This is a genomic window from Aurantibacter sp. UH7 (assembly GCF_056839165.1).
Genome location: NZ_CM166388.1, coordinates 4564239 through 4580845 on the forward strand (window position 1 = coordinate 4564239; position 16607 = coordinate 4580845).

The 16607-nt window shown below is 32.9% G+C and carries 15 protein-coding genes and 1 other RNA gene; 10 read left to right on the forward strand and 6 right to left on the reverse strand.

Annotated features, from left to right (window positions below):
* Positions 1 to 11 precede the first annotated feature (11 nt).
* The gene (locus UH7x_RS19430) at positions 12 to 1640 is read right to left on the reverse strand and encodes an ABC-F family ATP-binding cassette domain-containing protein (RefSeq protein ID WP_482361587.1); all 1629 of its coding nucleotides are present in this window, start codon (positions 1638 to 1640) and stop codon (positions 12 to 14) included.
* Positions 1641 to 1837: 197 nt separating this feature from the next.
* Here UH7x_RS19430 and UH7x_RS19435 point away from each other — a divergent pair, with 197 nt between their 5' ends.
* The gene (locus UH7x_RS19435) at positions 1838 to 3262 is read left to right on the forward strand and encodes a transaldolase (RefSeq protein ID WP_482361588.1); all 1425 of its coding nucleotides are present in this window, start codon (positions 1838 to 1840) and stop codon (positions 3260 to 3262) included.
* A gap of 55 nt (positions 3263 to 3317) precedes the next feature.
* Here UH7x_RS19435 and fsa read toward each other — a convergent pair whose 3' ends face one another.
* From fsa to ffs, 3 genes are all read right to left on the reverse strand, one after another.
* On the reverse strand, positions 3318 to 3971 hold the full coding sequence (gene fsa / locus UH7x_RS19440; protein ID WP_482361589.1) for a fructose-6-phosphate aldolase: 654 nt from the start codon (positions 3969 to 3971) through the stop codon (positions 3318 to 3320).
* 61 nt (positions 3972 to 4032) lie between these two features.
* Complete coding sequence (locus UH7x_RS19445) at positions 4033 to 4839, reverse strand: SDR family oxidoreductase (RefSeq protein WP_482361590.1); 807 nt, start codon at positions 4837 to 4839, stop codon at positions 4033 to 4035.
* Positions 4840 to 4909: 70 nt separating this feature from the next.
* Positions 4910 to 5008, reverse strand: an RNA gene (gene ffs / locus UH7x_RS19450) — signal recognition particle sRNA small type.
* Between the two features lie 327 nt (positions 5009 to 5335).
* On the opposite strand from ffs, the gene UH7x_RS19455 reads away from it, so the two are divergent.
* From UH7x_RS19455 to UH7x_RS19490, 8 genes are all read left to right on the forward strand, one after another.
* Complete coding sequence (locus UH7x_RS19455; protein ID WP_482361591.1) at positions 5336 to 6382, forward strand: glutaminyl-peptide cyclotransferase; 1047 nt, start codon at positions 5336 to 5338, stop codon at positions 6380 to 6382.
* Positions 6383 to 6384: 2 nt separating this feature from the next.
* Positions 6385 to 6786 carry an acyl-CoA thioesterase gene (locus UH7x_RS19460; protein ID WP_482361592.1) on the forward strand — a complete coding sequence of 134 codons (402 nt, stop codon included), beginning with the start codon at positions 6385 to 6387 and terminating at the stop codon, positions 6784 to 6786.
* A gap of 26 nt (positions 6787 to 6812) precedes the next feature.
* Positions 6813 to 8354 carry a hypothetical protein gene (locus tag UH7x_RS19465; RefSeq protein WP_482361593.1) on the forward strand — a complete coding sequence of 514 codons (1542 nt, stop codon included), beginning with the start codon at positions 6813 to 6815 and terminating at the stop codon, positions 8352 to 8354.
* Between the two features lie 144 nt (positions 8355 to 8498).
* Positions 8499 to 9230 carry a LytR/AlgR family response regulator transcription factor gene (locus tag UH7x_RS19470; protein ID WP_482361594.1) on the forward strand — a complete coding sequence of 244 codons (732 nt, stop codon included), beginning with the start codon at positions 8499 to 8501 and terminating at the stop codon, positions 9228 to 9230.
* Positions 9231 to 9371: 141 nt separating this feature from the next.
* A complete protein-coding gene (locus UH7x_RS19475) occupies positions 9372 to 9533 on the forward strand; it encodes a hypothetical protein (protein ID WP_482361595.1) in 162 nt (53 codons plus the stop codon).
* A gap of 75 nt (positions 9534 to 9608) precedes the next feature.
* Entirely contained in the window at positions 9609 to 11723 is a 2115-nt protein-coding gene (locus UH7x_RS19480) for a tetratricopeptide repeat-containing sensor histidine kinase (RefSeq protein ID WP_482361596.1), read from the forward strand.
* Positions 11724 to 11738: 15 nt separating this feature from the next.
* Entirely contained in the window at positions 11739 to 12407 is a 669-nt protein-coding gene (locus tag UH7x_RS19485) for a histidine kinase (protein ID WP_482361597.1), read from the forward strand.
* A 121-nt stretch (positions 12408 to 12528) separates the two neighbouring features.
* Positions 12529 to 13188 (forward strand): hypothetical protein, encoded by a 660-nt coding sequence (locus tag UH7x_RS19490; RefSeq protein WP_482361598.1) that lies wholly within the window; start codon positions 12529 to 12531, stop codon positions 13186 to 13188.
* A 13-nt stretch (positions 13189 to 13201) separates the two neighbouring features.
* On the opposite strand, the gene glyA is transcribed toward UH7x_RS19490, so the two are convergent.
* Positions 13202 to 14476, reverse strand: a complete 1275-nt coding sequence (gene glyA / locus UH7x_RS19495; RefSeq protein WP_482361599.1) for a serine hydroxymethyltransferase — start codon at positions 14474 to 14476, stop codon at positions 13202 to 13204.
* Positions 14477 to 14782: 306 nt separating this feature from the next.
* On the opposite strand from glyA, the gene UH7x_RS19500 reads away from it, so the two are divergent.
* Positions 14783 to 15994, forward strand: a complete 1212-nt coding sequence (locus UH7x_RS19500) for a hypothetical protein (RefSeq protein WP_482361600.1) — start codon at positions 14783 to 14785, stop codon at positions 15992 to 15994.
* A gap of 71 nt (positions 15995 to 16065) precedes the next feature.
* On the opposite strand, the gene ytxJ is transcribed toward UH7x_RS19500, so the two are convergent.
* Positions 16066 to 16458: a bacillithiol system redox-active protein YtxJ gene (gene ytxJ / locus UH7x_RS19505; protein ID WP_482361601.1), complete on the reverse strand. Its 393-nt coding sequence runs from the start codon at positions 16456 to 16458 to the stop codon at positions 16066 to 16068.
* Between the last annotated feature and the right edge of the window lie 149 nt (positions 16459 to 16607).

Here is a 16607-nt window from a genome sequence, read left to right on the forward strand (position 1 = left end):
GTTTTACAATATCATACAGAAACAGCGTACATCTTATCACGCTGTTCTTTTATTGTCTTGTCAGACATATATGAATCAAACGTTAAATATCTGTCAATGTTGCCTTTAGGTGTCAATTCTATTATTCTATCAGCCACAGTTTGAGCGAATTCATGATCATGAGTAGTAAATAACACAGTACCTTTAAAATTCTTTAGTGAATTATTAAAAGCTGTAATACTTTCAAGGTCTAAGTGATTGGTCGGTTCATCCAACATTAATACGTTAGCTCTAAGCATCATCATACGGCTTAACATACAACGAACTTTTTCGCCCCCTGATAAGACCGAGCACTTTTTTAGAGCCTCTTCCCCACTGAAAAGCATTTTACCTAAAAAACCACGAATAAAAACTTCTTCTCTTTCTTCTTCAGTTTTGGCCCACTCACGTAACCAGTCTACCAAACTATCGTCCGATTTAAAATAACTAGAATTATCAGCAGGCAAATACGATTGATTAGTAGTTATTCCCCAATTATAGCTTCCTTTATTAGCTTTACGCTTACCATTTATTATTTCATAAAATGCAGTTGTAGCTCGCGCATCCCTCGAAATAATTGCAACTTTATCACCTTTAGAGAGGTTAATATTTACTTTATCAAACAACAAATCGCCATCATCAGAGGTAGCAGATAATCCTTCTATATTTAAAATTTGATCGCCCGCTTCCCTTTCACGTTCAAATATTAGCGCAGGATACCTTCTACTAGACGGCTTAATATCTTCCACATTTAACTTATCTAACATTTTCTTACGCGAAGTTGCTTGTTTACTTTTAGCGACGTTCGCACTAAAACGCGAAATAAATTCTTGTAATTCTTTTGCTTTTTCTTCCGCCTTTTTATTTTGTTGCGCCCTTTGTCTTGAGGCTAATTGGCTACTTTCGTACCAAAAAGTGTAATTACCCGAATACAGGTTCATTTTACTATAATCTATATCAGCAATATGTGTACAAACTGTATCTAAAAAGTGTCTATCGTGCGATACTACAATTACAGTATTTTCATAATCAGCTAAAAAGTTTTCTAACCAATGTATCGTTTCATAATCAAGGTCGTTCGTTGGCTCATCCATTATTAAAACATCTGGACTTCCAAATAATGCTTGAGCTAAAAGAACACGTACTTTTAATTTTGGATCTATATCTGCCATTGCTGTATGATGCAAATCTTCAGATATTCCTAAGTTAGATAATAATGCAGCAGCAGCACTCTCTGCATTCCAACCATTCATTTCTTCGAATCGCACTTGAAGTTCTCCAATCTTATCTGCATTTTCATCCGTGTAATCGGCATATAACGCATCAATTTCAGTCTTTATAGCAAATAATGGCTTATTCCCCATTACCACCGCATCTAGGGCTCCAGTTTCATCATACGCGTTATGATCTTGTTCCAAGATTGACATACGCTTACCAGGCTCTAAAGAAACATTTCCGGAGGTAGGATCAATAGCTCCTGAAAGAATTTTTAAAAACGTTGATTTACCAGCACCATTTGCGCCAATAATACCATAACAATTTCCTTGTGTAAAAGACACATTTACCTCATCGAAAAGCACTCTTTTTCCAAATTGCACCGATAAATTTGATACAGTCAACATAGTTTTCTATTTTAAAAATTGGCGCAAAAATACACAATATTATCGCTTAAGCGCCCATTTATACAGCAAAAATGCGTTAAAAAAAATGTGTCTTACATCAATATATTAACTAAATGCCATCATTTTTAACTACCATTTAACAGGCTTGCCTATACCGGTTTACTATTTTTGAGTGTTATAGGTGTAGCAATTTTTATATGAATAGAAAATTACTTTATCTCTTAGTTATAGTTTTAGCCAGTTGTGGAAAAGGCAAAAACAGTTCCCCTGATGTTCACTTTACAGGTGAAATTGTAAACCCTACTTCCAGTCATGTTGTGCTCTTTAAGGGTGACAACGTAATCGATTCTGCTAAATTAGATGAACATAATAGATTCGTATTTCGTTTTGATTCTATTGCAGATGGTTTATACCATTTTAATCATGCTCCAGAATTACAATACGTATATTTAAAAAAAGGCGATAGTCTCGTTATTCGATTAAATACGGTTGCCTTCGATGAATCTTTAGTTTTTTCAGGTGATGGTGAAGAAATAAATAACTTTTTATTGGAGCTCTTTTTAGCAAATGAAGAAGAAAGACCAGGAATAAATGCTACGTTTCGCTTAGAGCCTGATGCTTTTACCAAAAAATTAGATTCCCTTGCAAACCAGAAACTAGAAATTCTTAATACCCTGATAGAAGAAGATAATTTAACTGAGCGGGAGATTAAAATTGCTAAAGTTAGCATTGTTTATGGATATGATTCCTATAAAGAGAAATACCCTTTTGTACATCGAAAATATACCGAAGACAAAAAAATTCAAAAAGTACCTGCTAATTTTTACGACTACCGTAAAAATTTAGATTTTGGCGATAGCGATTTAACCTATTTACGTCCGTATTACAATTTTATGAACAATCATTTTGGCAATGTAACGTACATGAGCTGCAAGTCTAATTGTGAATTAAAAGAAAATGTAGTTAAAAATCGAATGCATTTTAATAGCCATAAGCTTTATTTAATTGATAGCATAGTTGTAGATAAAGAACTAAAAGACAACTTGTTGAGAAAAGTTGCTTTTGATTACTTATTAAAATCACACGATTCTGAAAAGAACAATGAGGCATTTATTGAGAAGTTTCATAAGTTATCTAGTAATAACAGACACAATAAAGAGATTGATGAGTTATATGAAGGCATAAAAAACATACAGCCAACTAAATCTGTTCCTGAAGTTTTAGTATATAATTCTCTAGGTGAAAAAGTATCACTACTAAGTATATCAAAGAATAAAAAGACACTTTTCTATTTTTGGACGGGCGAAGACAAGCGTCACTTAAATGAAGTGAACAAACGAGTTGCATGGTTGCAGAAAAGAAAACCGGACTATCAATTGATAGGAATAAATGTTAAAACAGAAGAGGCTAATTGGAAAGGGCTTGTACAAACAACAAATCTTGATCCTTTGAAACAATATCGTTCCGATAACTTTGATGAATTAACAAAAGCACTAATCATATTCCCAATTAATAAATGCATTATTGCTGAAAACGGTAAAATAGTTAATGCCTTTAGTAACATATTCTCTAGTACTATAGAGCAACAAATGAGCGGTTATACACAGCTCGCTAAAAACTAAAAAGCAGCATAAATAATTATGCTGCTTTTATAATACGTTTTAAAACTACTAGTATTTAGTTTCCTTTCTGATAATCTGCCAAGAACTTAGCAAGACCACTATCTGTAAGTGGATGTCTTAATAATCCTTCTATAGACGATAAAGGTCCCGTCATAACATCTGCTCCTAATTTTGCACAATCAATAACATGCATTGTATGTCTTACAGATGCAGCTAAAATTTGCGTTTGAAAACCATAGTTATCATAGATATGGCGAATCTCAGCAATAAGATTTAAGCCATCTGTAGAAATATCATCTAAACGACCAATAAAAGGAGAAACATAAGTAGCTCCTGCTTTTGCTGCTAAAAGTGCCTGTCCTGGTGAAAAAACCAAAGTACAATTGGTACTAATACCTTTATCAGAAAAATACTTTAATGCTTTTACGCCATCTTTAATCATCGGTATTTTAACTACTATCTGATCGTGCAATTCAGCTAAAGCTTCGCCTTCTTTCACCATTTCACTAAACTCAGTAGAAATAACTTCAGCAGAAACGTCACCTTCAACAATATTACATATATCTACATAATGCTTTAAAATATTATTTTTTCCAGTAATGCCTTCTTTTGCCATTAAAGATGGGTTAGTTGTAACTCCATCAAGAACGCCCAATTCCTGCGCTTCACGAATCTGATCTAAATTGGCAGTATCAATAAAAAATTTCATTTCTTTAGTTTTTAAGTTTTAAGTTACCCCTTTAACACAAAGGAAGTTGGAATTAACAAAGCTACAATTTATAATGGTTCATCAATAATTTCTCATAGAGTTTGTCTGACAGAATCTTTTTTAAAAATAGCGAAAACTTTTGCATAAAGGCTCCTACTCTATAATGCACCTTAGGGTTCTTTGTATTTAAAATCTTCACAACAGTTTCTGCAACCAAAATAGGATCTTGGCCATCAGCTACATGCTCATTCATCGTTTCAAGACTCTCGGCATACTTTTTATAAGGTGAATTCGCAACCACTGGCGCATGGTAACGTCCACTAGCAATATTCGTAGCAAAATCACCAGGAGCCAAACTACATACTTTAATGCCAAATTCCTTAGCCTCCATACGAATAGCCTCTGTAACTACTACCAAGGCTCCTTTAGAAGCAGAATATATCCCACGAAAAGGCAATCCCATATACCCAGCAATAGAGGTAATATTAATAATATATCCACCACCTTGCTTTCGCATATAAGGCATTACTTCTTTAGCTGTATGTATAGGTCCATTAAAATTAGTATCAAAAGCTCCTAATATCTCTGCATGCGGAGTTTCTTCAATAGGTCCGGTAATGCCTACGCCCGCATTATTAATTAAAACATCTAATCGACCTTCTTTGGTGATTACAGTTTCAACCGCTTGTTTAATACTTGCTACATTTCTAACATCCATCTCTAAAAGTTGAAATGTTTTAAAATCGGGGTATTTTGCGAGATTTCTTGTGGTTCCATAAACTATGTATCCTTTTGACACCAATACAGTCCCAATAGATTTACCAATACCTGAAGAACCGCCCGTAACAAGAACTACTTTCTGTGACATAAGGCTTGCAAATTAATGATTTTGGAATTTAATTCTAAAAGAAGTGCTAATTTAAAATTAGCGCATAAAAAAACGGCAAGCTACCTACATCGCACCGCTACAACCATATACCCTTGCTGCGTTCCCACCCTGGGGGATTCTACAGGAGCTGGTCGTGTAGGACTTGCCGAACTGCAAATATACGACGAACAAAAGGCAATATCCAAAAGAGAAATGTTTTAATTCATACCTAAGTATTTTGAATAATGAAATTCTAAAGTTTAACTTTAATTACACAGCATGTAGAACACTGCGTAACTTATTCAAACACAATTGTCTAATAAAAGATATTTAAAAAAATCATTGTCAGGTAATATAAAACTGATACTATTTTAAATGTTATTTCTTTTTATAAATTACCCACCCTAACTCCTGGCCTCCTATTAATAAAGCGACCCTATTGAACCTTTACATAGAATCGTTTAACTTTACATTCTTAATTAAATTAAATCACATTATGCCTAAATTGTTCGTTTCTTTATTTGTTTCTATAATTTTTATGGCCTGTGGCGATGGTGGATCAAAAGCCGATTTATTTAAAATTGATTTAGAAGGCGGCAAAAACATTTTTCAAAAAAATCAGACGGTAGGTATAACTATAAATAATAAACAAGAAAAGGAGATTAGTAATGTAATATATTCTATTGACGGTAAGGAGATACCGGTAACCAATAACAAAATTACTTTAAGCACCAATTTATTAGGAAATAGAATACTAAAAGCTGCTGTTACTTATGAAGACGGTACTATTGATATCTCGCAAGGTATTAAGCTGTTAGCCGAAAAGGCACCCGAAGTTTATAGCTACGAAATAATAAACACCTATCCTCATGATACGGGTGCGTATACGCAAGGCTTAGAATTTCATAACGATACCCTTTATGAAGGTACTGGAAAAAAAGGTCGTTCTTTTTTACGGAAATTTGATTACAAAACAGGGAAAGATTTTGCAAGAATAGATCTTGATAAATCTTTTTTTGGTGAAGGCATTACTATAATGAACGACAAGATATACCAATTAACATGGCAAGCAAAAACTGGTTTTGTTTATGACCTCAATAAATTTGAAAGAATAGACAGTTTTCAATATGGTGAAAGCACTCAAGGTTGGGGACTTTGTAACGATGGTGAAAAAATATATAAGAGTGATGGCACCGAAAAGATTTGGTTTTTAAATCCAAATACTTTAGTTGAAGAAGGTCATATAGAAATTGTAACCAACAAATCTATATTCAATAAAGCCAATGAACTTGAATATGTTGATGGTAAAATTTATGCTAATGTATATCAGCGCCCAAGTGTGATGATAATAGATGCTGAAAGTGGAGCTATCGAAGGTGTAATCAATTTTGGTGGTTTAGATAAAAAAGTGACCAAAGGCGATAATTGGAATCCCACAGATAATGTATTAAACGGAATTGCATATCACCCAACCAGAAAAACATTCTTTGTCACTGGTAAAGATTGGGACAAGCTTTTTGAGGTAACTATCTCAAAGAAATAAAAATGCAATTCTACGAAAAGACCATAGTTGTCGGGGCAGATGATTTAGACGACCTGGAGCATGTAAACAATGTACGTTATGTGCAATGGATACAAGATATTTCTAAAGAACATTGGCAAGCGAAAGCAACTAAAGAAATTTTAGACACCGTGGTTTGGGTAGTTATGAACCACAATATTACCTATAAAAGTGCAGCCAAATTACACGACACTATTTTAGTAAGAACTCATATCGAAAAAAGTGGTGGTGCCATATCTATTCGTGTTGTAGAGATGTTCGATGCTAAAACAAATTCACTTTTAGTACGTTCAAGTACTAAGTGGTGTCTGTTAAATGCAAAATCATTTAGGCCCACGAGAATTTCGGATGAAATTAAAGCGATTTTTTCCAATGAAACACGATAAACGTTTCGCTGATTATGTACTAAAAAATGCGACCTTACCTCTACTCCATTCTGGTTATTATCTTGCTTGTTTCAGGCAGCTCTTGTCGTAAAAATTTTGAATATGCACCGAGTGCTGGAAATTTAGAATTCTCAAAAGATACCGTTTTTTTAGATACCATTTTTAGTTCTATAGGCAGTAGTACGTATAGTTTAAAAGTGTATAACCCTACCCGAGATGATATTGAAATTCCGTCTATTCGGTTACAAAAAGGAGAGCAAAGTGGTTATCGATTAAATGTAGATGGAGTTGCTGGCAAAGATTTTAAAAACATTCCCATATTAGCACAAGACAGTATGTTTATTTTTATCGAAACTACTTTCGATATTTCGCCTCATGCAATAAACGAACTTTTATATACCGACAAATTACTTTTTGATGTCGATTTAGACGAGCAATCCGTTGAGCTTGTCACTTTAGTAAAGGATGCTGTTTTCTTATTTCCTGATAAAGATTCTGAAGGTTTAAAAGAGACTATTTCAATTGGAAACGATTCTGAAGGAAATAACATAATAGTTAATGGTTTTTCATTAGCAAATAATCAATTGCATTTTACAAATGAAAAGCCATATGTAATTTATGGATATGCTGCAGTGCCTGATGAAAAAACTCTAATTGTAGATGCCGGTGCCCGTGTTCATTTTCATAAAGACTCTGGAATTTATATAAATGGTGGAGGAAAACTAGAAATAAACGGAAGCCTAAGCACCGATAAAAAAGCATTAGAAAACGAAGTCATATTTGAAGGCGATCGTTTAGAACCACAATTTCAAACAATACCTGGCCAATGGGGAACTGTTTTAATTGGTGATGGAAGTATCGGTAATACAATAACATATTTAACGATTAAAAACGCCACAGTTGGTATTAAAATTGAAGGAAAAGAAAACAACAGCCCACCACAAAGTGGCACGCAAAATTTAGTGATTAAAAACACACAAATTTACAACAGTGCAAATGTAAATCTCTGGGGATTATCTGCGAGTATCTTAGGTGAAAATTTAGTGTTAGGTGCTGCGGGAAGTCAATCACTATATTGTAATATTGGAGGTAATTATAGTTTCTCACATTGTACAATTGCGAACTATTGGTTTAAAGATTTTAGATTGAATGCTGCGTTACAGATTGATAATTTTTCTGAAACAAAAGTCTTCGATTTGGTAAATGCAAACTTTACAAATTGTATTATTTACGGTTCACAATCCAAGGAGTTAACTTTAGAAAACAATGAAGTTAGTGTCTTCAATTTCTCATTTAAAAATTGTCTCATTCGGTTTAGTGAAGGTGTAAATACTGGTGACAATTCTTTATACAATTTTAATAATGAGAATAATTTTATAGATAATACTTTTAATCAATCACCCGAATTTTTTGATTCTTTTGGTGGCGATTATCGTATAAACGAATTATCTTCAGCAAACGGAAATGCCAATTTAGAAACAGCTCAACAAATACCATTTGATATTTTAGGTGCAAAGAGAAATATCAACCCCGATATTGGTGCTTTCGAATCTACCCTACAAGAATAATTTAAAATATTAATTTTTTGAAAGAATTTTCTTTCAAATCTGTTCATTTTCAGTAAATTGCGTTCGTAAACCCTAAAATTTATACGGGAAATCTACAATCAACATATTAGTTCTATTACTAATTTGCATGTAGATAAAAAGTCAATGGAATATTCATATGCTATTATAGATTCCGACGCTACTTCTAATCTGCAATTGCAGCATTATTTAGAAGAGTATGGTGACTTCTGCCTTGTATCGCATTCTAAAAATTCTAATGAAGGCATAGATAACATTCTAAAGTTTTCGCCCGATGTTGTTTTTATTAATTTGAATGATAAAGCACAAGAACATTTTCAAATGGTAACTGAGCTTTATCAATATATAAAAGAACTTCCAGTTTTTATAGGCATTTCAAAATCTAAAGAACATGCCTACGACGCAATTAAGAATAACTTTTTCGATTATTGGCTATTACCCTATAGTGAATTCAATATTCGCAAATCAATTTTAAAACTTAAAAAATTGATGCCTAAGGAAAAAGAATTGGAGACCTTATGTTTAAAGTCATATCGCGATTATCATTACGTATCAACTAATGACATTCTTTATCTACAGGCAGATAATAATGCCACCGACTTTATAATGAAAGACGGCTCGGTTATTAGTGCTTATAAAACTTTAAAGACCTATCAACAACAATTACCAAAAAACTTCGTTCGTATACATCAGAGTTACATTTTAAATACCAACTATGTATCTCGTATTAATTATGGTAAATCTATTTGTGCTTTAAAACTAAGTAAAGTACAGTTACCGTTTTCAAAATCGTACAGAGAAAACGTAGACCATTTAAAAAATATTCTCTCAAAAAGTACCATTCATTCGGTTAATTAATCGAATACTCTCAAACTACATCCACTTACTCGTAAAACTACGCTTTTCACTATTAGAATTTTACAGCACAATTAATAAACTCTCATTCATGGTAGTTTAGTCGTGTATTAAAGAACTAATAACAATTAAATAATAAAGACCATGAAAAAAGTAGCAAGTATTGTAGCTGTAGTAGTAATGACAATGGGCATGTTCTCATGCGATAACGACAGCGCAGAAAATGATGTATATGATACAATAAATGTTTCAGCTAATGATGACAATAGTCATGGTAATTCTGGTGGCAGCGGTGGTGGTGACTAGTCTTTTAGAATATAAATAAATATATGTATAAGCCTTAAATATTACATTTAAGGCTTTTTTTATATCTTGTAATTAATGTACAAATTTATCTCATCAAATATTAATCCATTGCGAATATTTATCGCAGCTTTTCTTGCAATTACAAGCCTCGCTTCTTGTGATAATGCTATAGAAAAAAAAAGTGCTCTAGTAACAGAAAATAAACAAGACAGTGTTCTCTTCTATATAAATATTGGGTCAAATAACGCATTGTCCAAAGCGGAAAGATTAGGAGCTTTAAACAAAGCATTTGATTTAGCTCAACAACGTAATGAAAACGACACAATACGCATAAGACACCTTACAAAACTTCAATGGTTATTTTCGCAACTTCAAGATTCTACACATTTTAGAAAAACAAATAAACAAGCGCAAGTTTTAGCTTTAAAATTAAAAGACTCCCTTCGGCTTAGTTTTAATTACTGGGATCTTGGTGTTTATTTAGAAGGATTAGATGTTCAAGACAGTGCTTTTTTCTATTTGTCAAAAGCGCAAAAGAATTTAATTCTATTGAATGAGACCAAACGCGCAGGGTTCATAACCTATGACATGGCAAGAATTCAATCAAACGTAAAAGATTATTCTGGTAGTGAAATTAATACTATAAAAGCAATTGAGTTATTAAAACCTTTAAATGAGAATTTAATGTTATACCGCTGCTATAATTTATTAGGTATATTATCTAAAGATTTAGAGGACTACGAACAATCATTTTATTATTACGAGTTAGCTGCAGCGTTTTTAAATAAAACAAATTCAAAAGACTATTTCGAAAGTGAATTAGGTAATAACATTGGTGTTACCTATTTAGAAAGTGGTGATTATAAGAAAGCACTGCTTCAATTTGAAAAAACAATCGGAATCGATAGTCTTTTCTACAAGAGACCAGAAATATTTGCCAGAGCTCTAAATAATTATGCCAGTGCTAAATATAAAAACAATGAAGATAGTGATGTGTTAAGCTCATTAATTAGAGCTATTACAATAAGAGATAGTATTAGTGATAAATCGGCTTTGGCGGGGAGCTATATTAATTTGGCAGAATATTACTTGTTAAAAAAAGATTCTATAAAGGCATTAGAATCACTTTTGAATTCTAAGCAAAATGCAGAAGAAAGCAGCAATAACGAACGACTTTTAGAATCTTTAGCCCTTTTAGCACAAATAGATAAAAAGAATGCTGCTAACTATAGCGAGCGCTTTATACAATTGAATGACAGTCTTGCACATGCGGAGAGAATCTTACGGAACAAATTTGCACGCATTCGTTTTGAGACCGACGAAGTTGTAGCCGAAAATAAACTGCTTGCACGCGAAAAACAATTATGGGCGGGTATAACAGTATCTATTATATTATTATTTACCGCAGCCTATGTTATCATTAGCCAACGCATAAAAAACCAGAAACTAAAGTTTATACAAGCACAGCAAACCAGCGATGAAAAAATATTTAGCTTAATGCTTTCCGAAAAGCAAAAACTTGAAGAAGGTAAAAAAATAGAACAAAAAAGAATTTCGGAAGAATTGCATGATGGCATTTTGGGTAAGATGTTAGGAGCTAGAATGGTACTTACAGGACTAAATAAAAAAGTTGATACAGACGCAATTACTGTTAGAGCAGAAGCTATTTCAGCTTTAAAAGATGTTGAAAGTGAAGTGCGATTAATTTCGCATGAACTTAGTCATGCTGCATATAAAGACATGCATAATTTTATTCGTTCGATATCTGAATTATTGGAAAACAATGTTACATCGGCCAACATTACGCACAAGTTTACTTATGATAATGAATTTACATGGGACAATTTAACTGGTGATATTAAAATAAACTTATATCGTATTATACAGGAAAGCATACAAAATGCAATTAAACATTCGCAGTGCAAAACAATTACTTTAGATTTCTCTATTGAAAATGAAAACATACAAGTAATAATTTCAGATAATGGCGTTGGTTTCGATTTAACCAAAACCAAGAAAAATGGAATAGGAATGTTGAACTTAAAATCTAGAGTTAATAGATTGAACGGGGAATGGACTATTGATAGTAAAATTGGTGAAGGAACTTCTGTTAGATTATTGGTTCCGATTACCTTCTTTACAAAAGAAAACCATAATTTTGATACTACTAGCCAAATATCAAATAATTAAGACCTCAGAAATTCAATGGAAACTTTAAAAATTCTTGCATTAGATGACCATAAGATGACGGTTATGGGCTATAAGTTTATATTAGAAGATGCCAATTTTGATAATTTCGAAGTTGAAGTGGATATCGCTACAACTTTTGATATGGCAAAACAAAAAATTAAACAATCTGTAAGCAATAGAAAGTACGACATAATTCTATTAGACATTCAATTGGTATCACTAGATTCTGATGATAAAAGAACCGGAGAAGATGTAGGCATTTATGCCCGTGAAGTCACTAAAGAATCACGTATTGTTTTCATGTCATCTTATAGTGACAGTCTGCGAATTCAAAGTCTATTTAAATCTGTAACACCAGATGGCTATATGGTAAAATCTGAAATTGATGAAAATACCTTAGTCGAAATGGTAAATACCGTTAAAACTGGAATTTTATATTATTCTCCAAGTGCACTTACTGCGATGCGTAAAACGATGTCTCGCCAATTTGAAATTGATGATTATGATATTATGATACTCCAAGCTATAGCAGAAGGCGTGCGTACCAAAGATATTAGCGACCAAGTTCCACTTTCACAGGCTTCCGTTGAAAACCGCAAAAGACAATTAAAATTAAACTTCGGAATTAAGGACGAAAATGACCTTGCGCTAATTAATGAGGCAAGAAAAAAGGGCTTTTTGTAAGACAGCACTTACATTTGATTAAAATAGGGTGAAAACCCTAGTTTTTTTAAGGTTTTCACGTAATGATCCCAGTCATTTAAAATATACATTTACTTTTTTAGTGGTAAGTAGTATATTTTTAATGGCAGCAAACAGAGTAAATTTTGATTCAAGTGATTTAGGCACGTTTTCAAACGACCTAAATTTAAATGGATTAGATAGGTTCATAAAAAACCTAGAACGATTCTTTATATCGCAGATATCCTTACGTGAATGCATCACCAGCAATGCTTCAGAAGTTAAACTAGTAATAGAAGTTGAGAGTCCTTGGAAATTTTCTCAGAACGTTGAATATTTTAGGAATACAACATTAAGCGATACTGGTTATAATTCAAAAGCCTTATTAAATATTCTTGCCGACTTACAAGAAGAGAATGATGTATTAATAGATATTGAAGAACTTTCACTTACTACAGAAGACACTACAATAGTTATTCAAAGAATTGGCAGTTTAAGTATCGCTAGACAATACGATAACATTCTTAGAGTGGTCTTAAATTCATACAATTATATTGTTTCACAGATACGCGAAATTCCTGAGGAAATACACATTCCGGTACTAACTGATGCAAACAATAGAAAAGAAAATTGTTCGATACTTTCAGATTTAACTACTAAAGCTTCCGATGCAGAGTATTTTTCTTATTGGGGCTTGTGTTATGCGTCCAATTTCGATACTATAATTTACGACGTAAAAAGCGCAGACTTCATCTTTGAAGATGTTACAATTTTTCCGCAATAATCAATAATACTTTTTAGTAATTAAATAATTGCTTACCAGCCATTAAAGCATTTACACGTGCTTTTACGCTTGCTATCTTAGCCTCGTCTTCAGCGTTAGTTAACACTTCATCAACTAATTCTACAACAGTAATCATATCTTCCTCATTTAAACCACGAGTAGTAATAGCAGCAGAACCAAATCGAATACCCGAAGTTATAAAGGGTGATTGCGTATCAAAAGGCACCATATTCTTATTCGCAGTAATATCTGCTTTAACCAAAACAGCTTCAGCATCTTTACCAGTAATATCTTTGTTTCGCAAATCAATCAACATCATATGATTGTCCGTGCCTCCAGAAATTAAGTTGTATCCTTTAGCAACAAAAGCAGCAGCCATCGCTGCAGCATTTTTCTTTACATTGATCATATAATGCAAGAATTCGTCTGAAAGTGCTTCTCCAAAAGCAATTGCCTTAGCTGCAATAATATGTTCTAATGGTCCACCTTGATTACCCGGAAATACTGCTAAATTCAATAAAGCAGACATTTTTCTAAGCTTTCCATTTTTCAAAGTAATTCCGAAAGGGTTATCAAAATCTTCACCCATTAATATTAATCCACCTCTAGGGCCACGTAATGTTTTGTGTGTGGTGGTGGTAACTATATGACAATGTGGAATTGGGTCTGATAATATTCCTTTAGCTATTAAGCCAGCCGGATGCGATATATCTGCTAATAATAAAGCATTTACGCTATCAGCAATTTCACGGAAACGTTTAAAATCCATATCTCTTGAATATGCAGAAGCACCAGCAATTATCATTTTCGGCTTTTCACGTTCCGCTATTTCTTGAATTTTATCGTAATCTAATACTCCAGTTTCTTTATCAACACCGTAAAATACAGGGTTATACAAACGACCAGAGAAATTTACAGGAGAACCGTGTGTTAAATGACCACCATGCGAAAGGTCGAAACCAAGAATAGTATCGCCAGGTTTTAAACAAGCATGATAAACAGAAGCATTAGCTTGTGATCCAGAGTGTGGTTGTACATTAGCATATGCAGCACCAAAAAGTTCTTTAGCACGATCTATAGCAATTTGCTCAACAACATCAACAACTTCACAACCTCCATAATAGCGCTTTCCGGGGTACCCCTCAGCATATTTATTGGTCAATACAGACCCTGCTGCTTCCATTACTGCCGGACTTGTAAAATTCTCAGAAGCAATTAATTCAATACCATTAATCTGGCGTTGTTCTTCCTCTTTTATCAAATCGAAAATTTGGCTATCGCGTTGCATAACTTTTGTCATTTAATTAAGCGGCAAAAATACAAATTGCAAGTGTTTATAAACAAGAAAAAGCCAATTATGATGATATTTTTATTAAACATCAGTTAACAACTAATATACATTACTCCATAGTTTAATTCAATACAAGCAAGAACTAGTTAAAATTGAAATTTAAAAGCTTCTGAAATAGCTCTTCTAGACTACATATAACGTCGCACACCTGATTTGTACTAACATTCATCGTTTTTCGTTATGGTTTAGACCTGTTTTGGCACAGCTATTGAAAATACATGCCAAATATTAAAGTCTAATATCATGAAAAAAGCAATACTATTTTTAGCAACAACATTTGTTATGCTAGCCTGTGGAGGAGTTAAAAAGACACAAAAGGCTATAAATACTGGCGATTATAATATTGCTATAAATCAGGCAATCACCAATTTAGCCAATAATAAAAGTAAGAAAAGCAATCAGCCATACATTATTCTCTTAGAAGAAGCTTTCAAAAAGAATACAAAGCGAGAGCTAGATCAAATAAGATTTCTAGAAAATGACGAGAATCCGGCAAATTATGAGACCATATATAACAGTTATGCAAATTTACGTTCAATACAAGAAAGTATAAAGCCTTTACTTCCGCTACGTATCTATGATGAAGATAGAGATGCAAAGTTTTCTTTTAAAGATTACCAAGACAACATTCTAGATTCGAAAGATGATTTATCTGAATACCTGTATGACAATGCATCTGATTTAATGGCTAATGCCACGAGTAAATATGATTATAGAAAAGCATATGATGATTTTTCATATTTAGAAGAAATATATCCCGGTTACGACGATGTAAAAACTAAAATTGAAGAAGCACATCAAAAAGGACTCGATTTTGTAATGGTAAATATGATTAATGATACCGATCAAATAATTCCATCAAAATTAGAGGAAGAACTTTTAAATTTCAATACGTTTGGTCTAAATGATTTATGGACAAGTTATCATACCAATGCCATGAACAATATTGATTATGATTATGAAATGCAAGTTGCTTTTAGAGCTATATCAATATCTCCGGAACGCGTTAACGAAAAGCAGATAATTAAAGAAAAGCAAATAAAAGATGGTTTTAAATACCTGTATGACAAAGATGGAGCAATTGTAAAAGATAGCTTAGGCAAAAAAATTAAGGTAGATAAGTTTAGAACTGTTCGCTGCGATTTTTATCAATTCACACAAAGCAAATCGGCACAGGTAACGGGTAATGTAAGTTATATAGATTTAAAATCTAAGCAGCAATTAAACACATATCCTTTGGCTAGCACCTTTATTTTTGAACATGCATACGCTAATTATAACGGTGACAAACGTGCCTTAGAAAATGATTTGGTTGCCCAACTAGATTTAGCCGCTGTTCCTTTTCCGAATAATGCCGAGATGATTTATGATGCTGGTGAAGATTTAAAAGCGAGAATTAAGACTATTATTACCAGACATAAATTTGATCCTAATAGAAATTTGTCAGCACGATAAATTAAAAGTACATAAATTAAAAAGGGTCTTCCTACAAAACAGGAAGACCCTTTCCTTTTATAATTTGGCTATTAAGCGAAGTCAACCAAGTTAATATCATTAATACTACCGTGCGATGCATTAACTACCGCATTTCCATTCTTAATAACTAATAATTGCGGCGACTGATGTATCACTTGAAACGTATACCCTACTTCATTAGAAATCTCGCGATACTTATGTAAATCCAAATAATACACATCTGCTTGTTCAGGTGTTAAACCAAAGGTATCAGTAAACGTTCGTATCACCATTCTACTAATACCACATGTTGTAGAATGTTTAAATATTAATTGTGTTTTAGCTTTTGATTTTTCCTTAATTTCATCTAGCTGATGGAGTGATGTTAATTCTATCCATGGAAAAACAGGGCCTTCCTTTTTTTCATTTGATGAATTTCCGAACAATGTTGAGAATAATCCCATATAATAATTTTAAAGAATGAGTCGTAACTTGGTTATTAACTTACAAACTGCCTAATTGTCTTGCTATTATTGATTATTCAAGACATCTTGTCTGCTTATACGTGTTGGTAGGGTTGTTGCCCTTACCATTTAAAACAAAGGTAAAACAA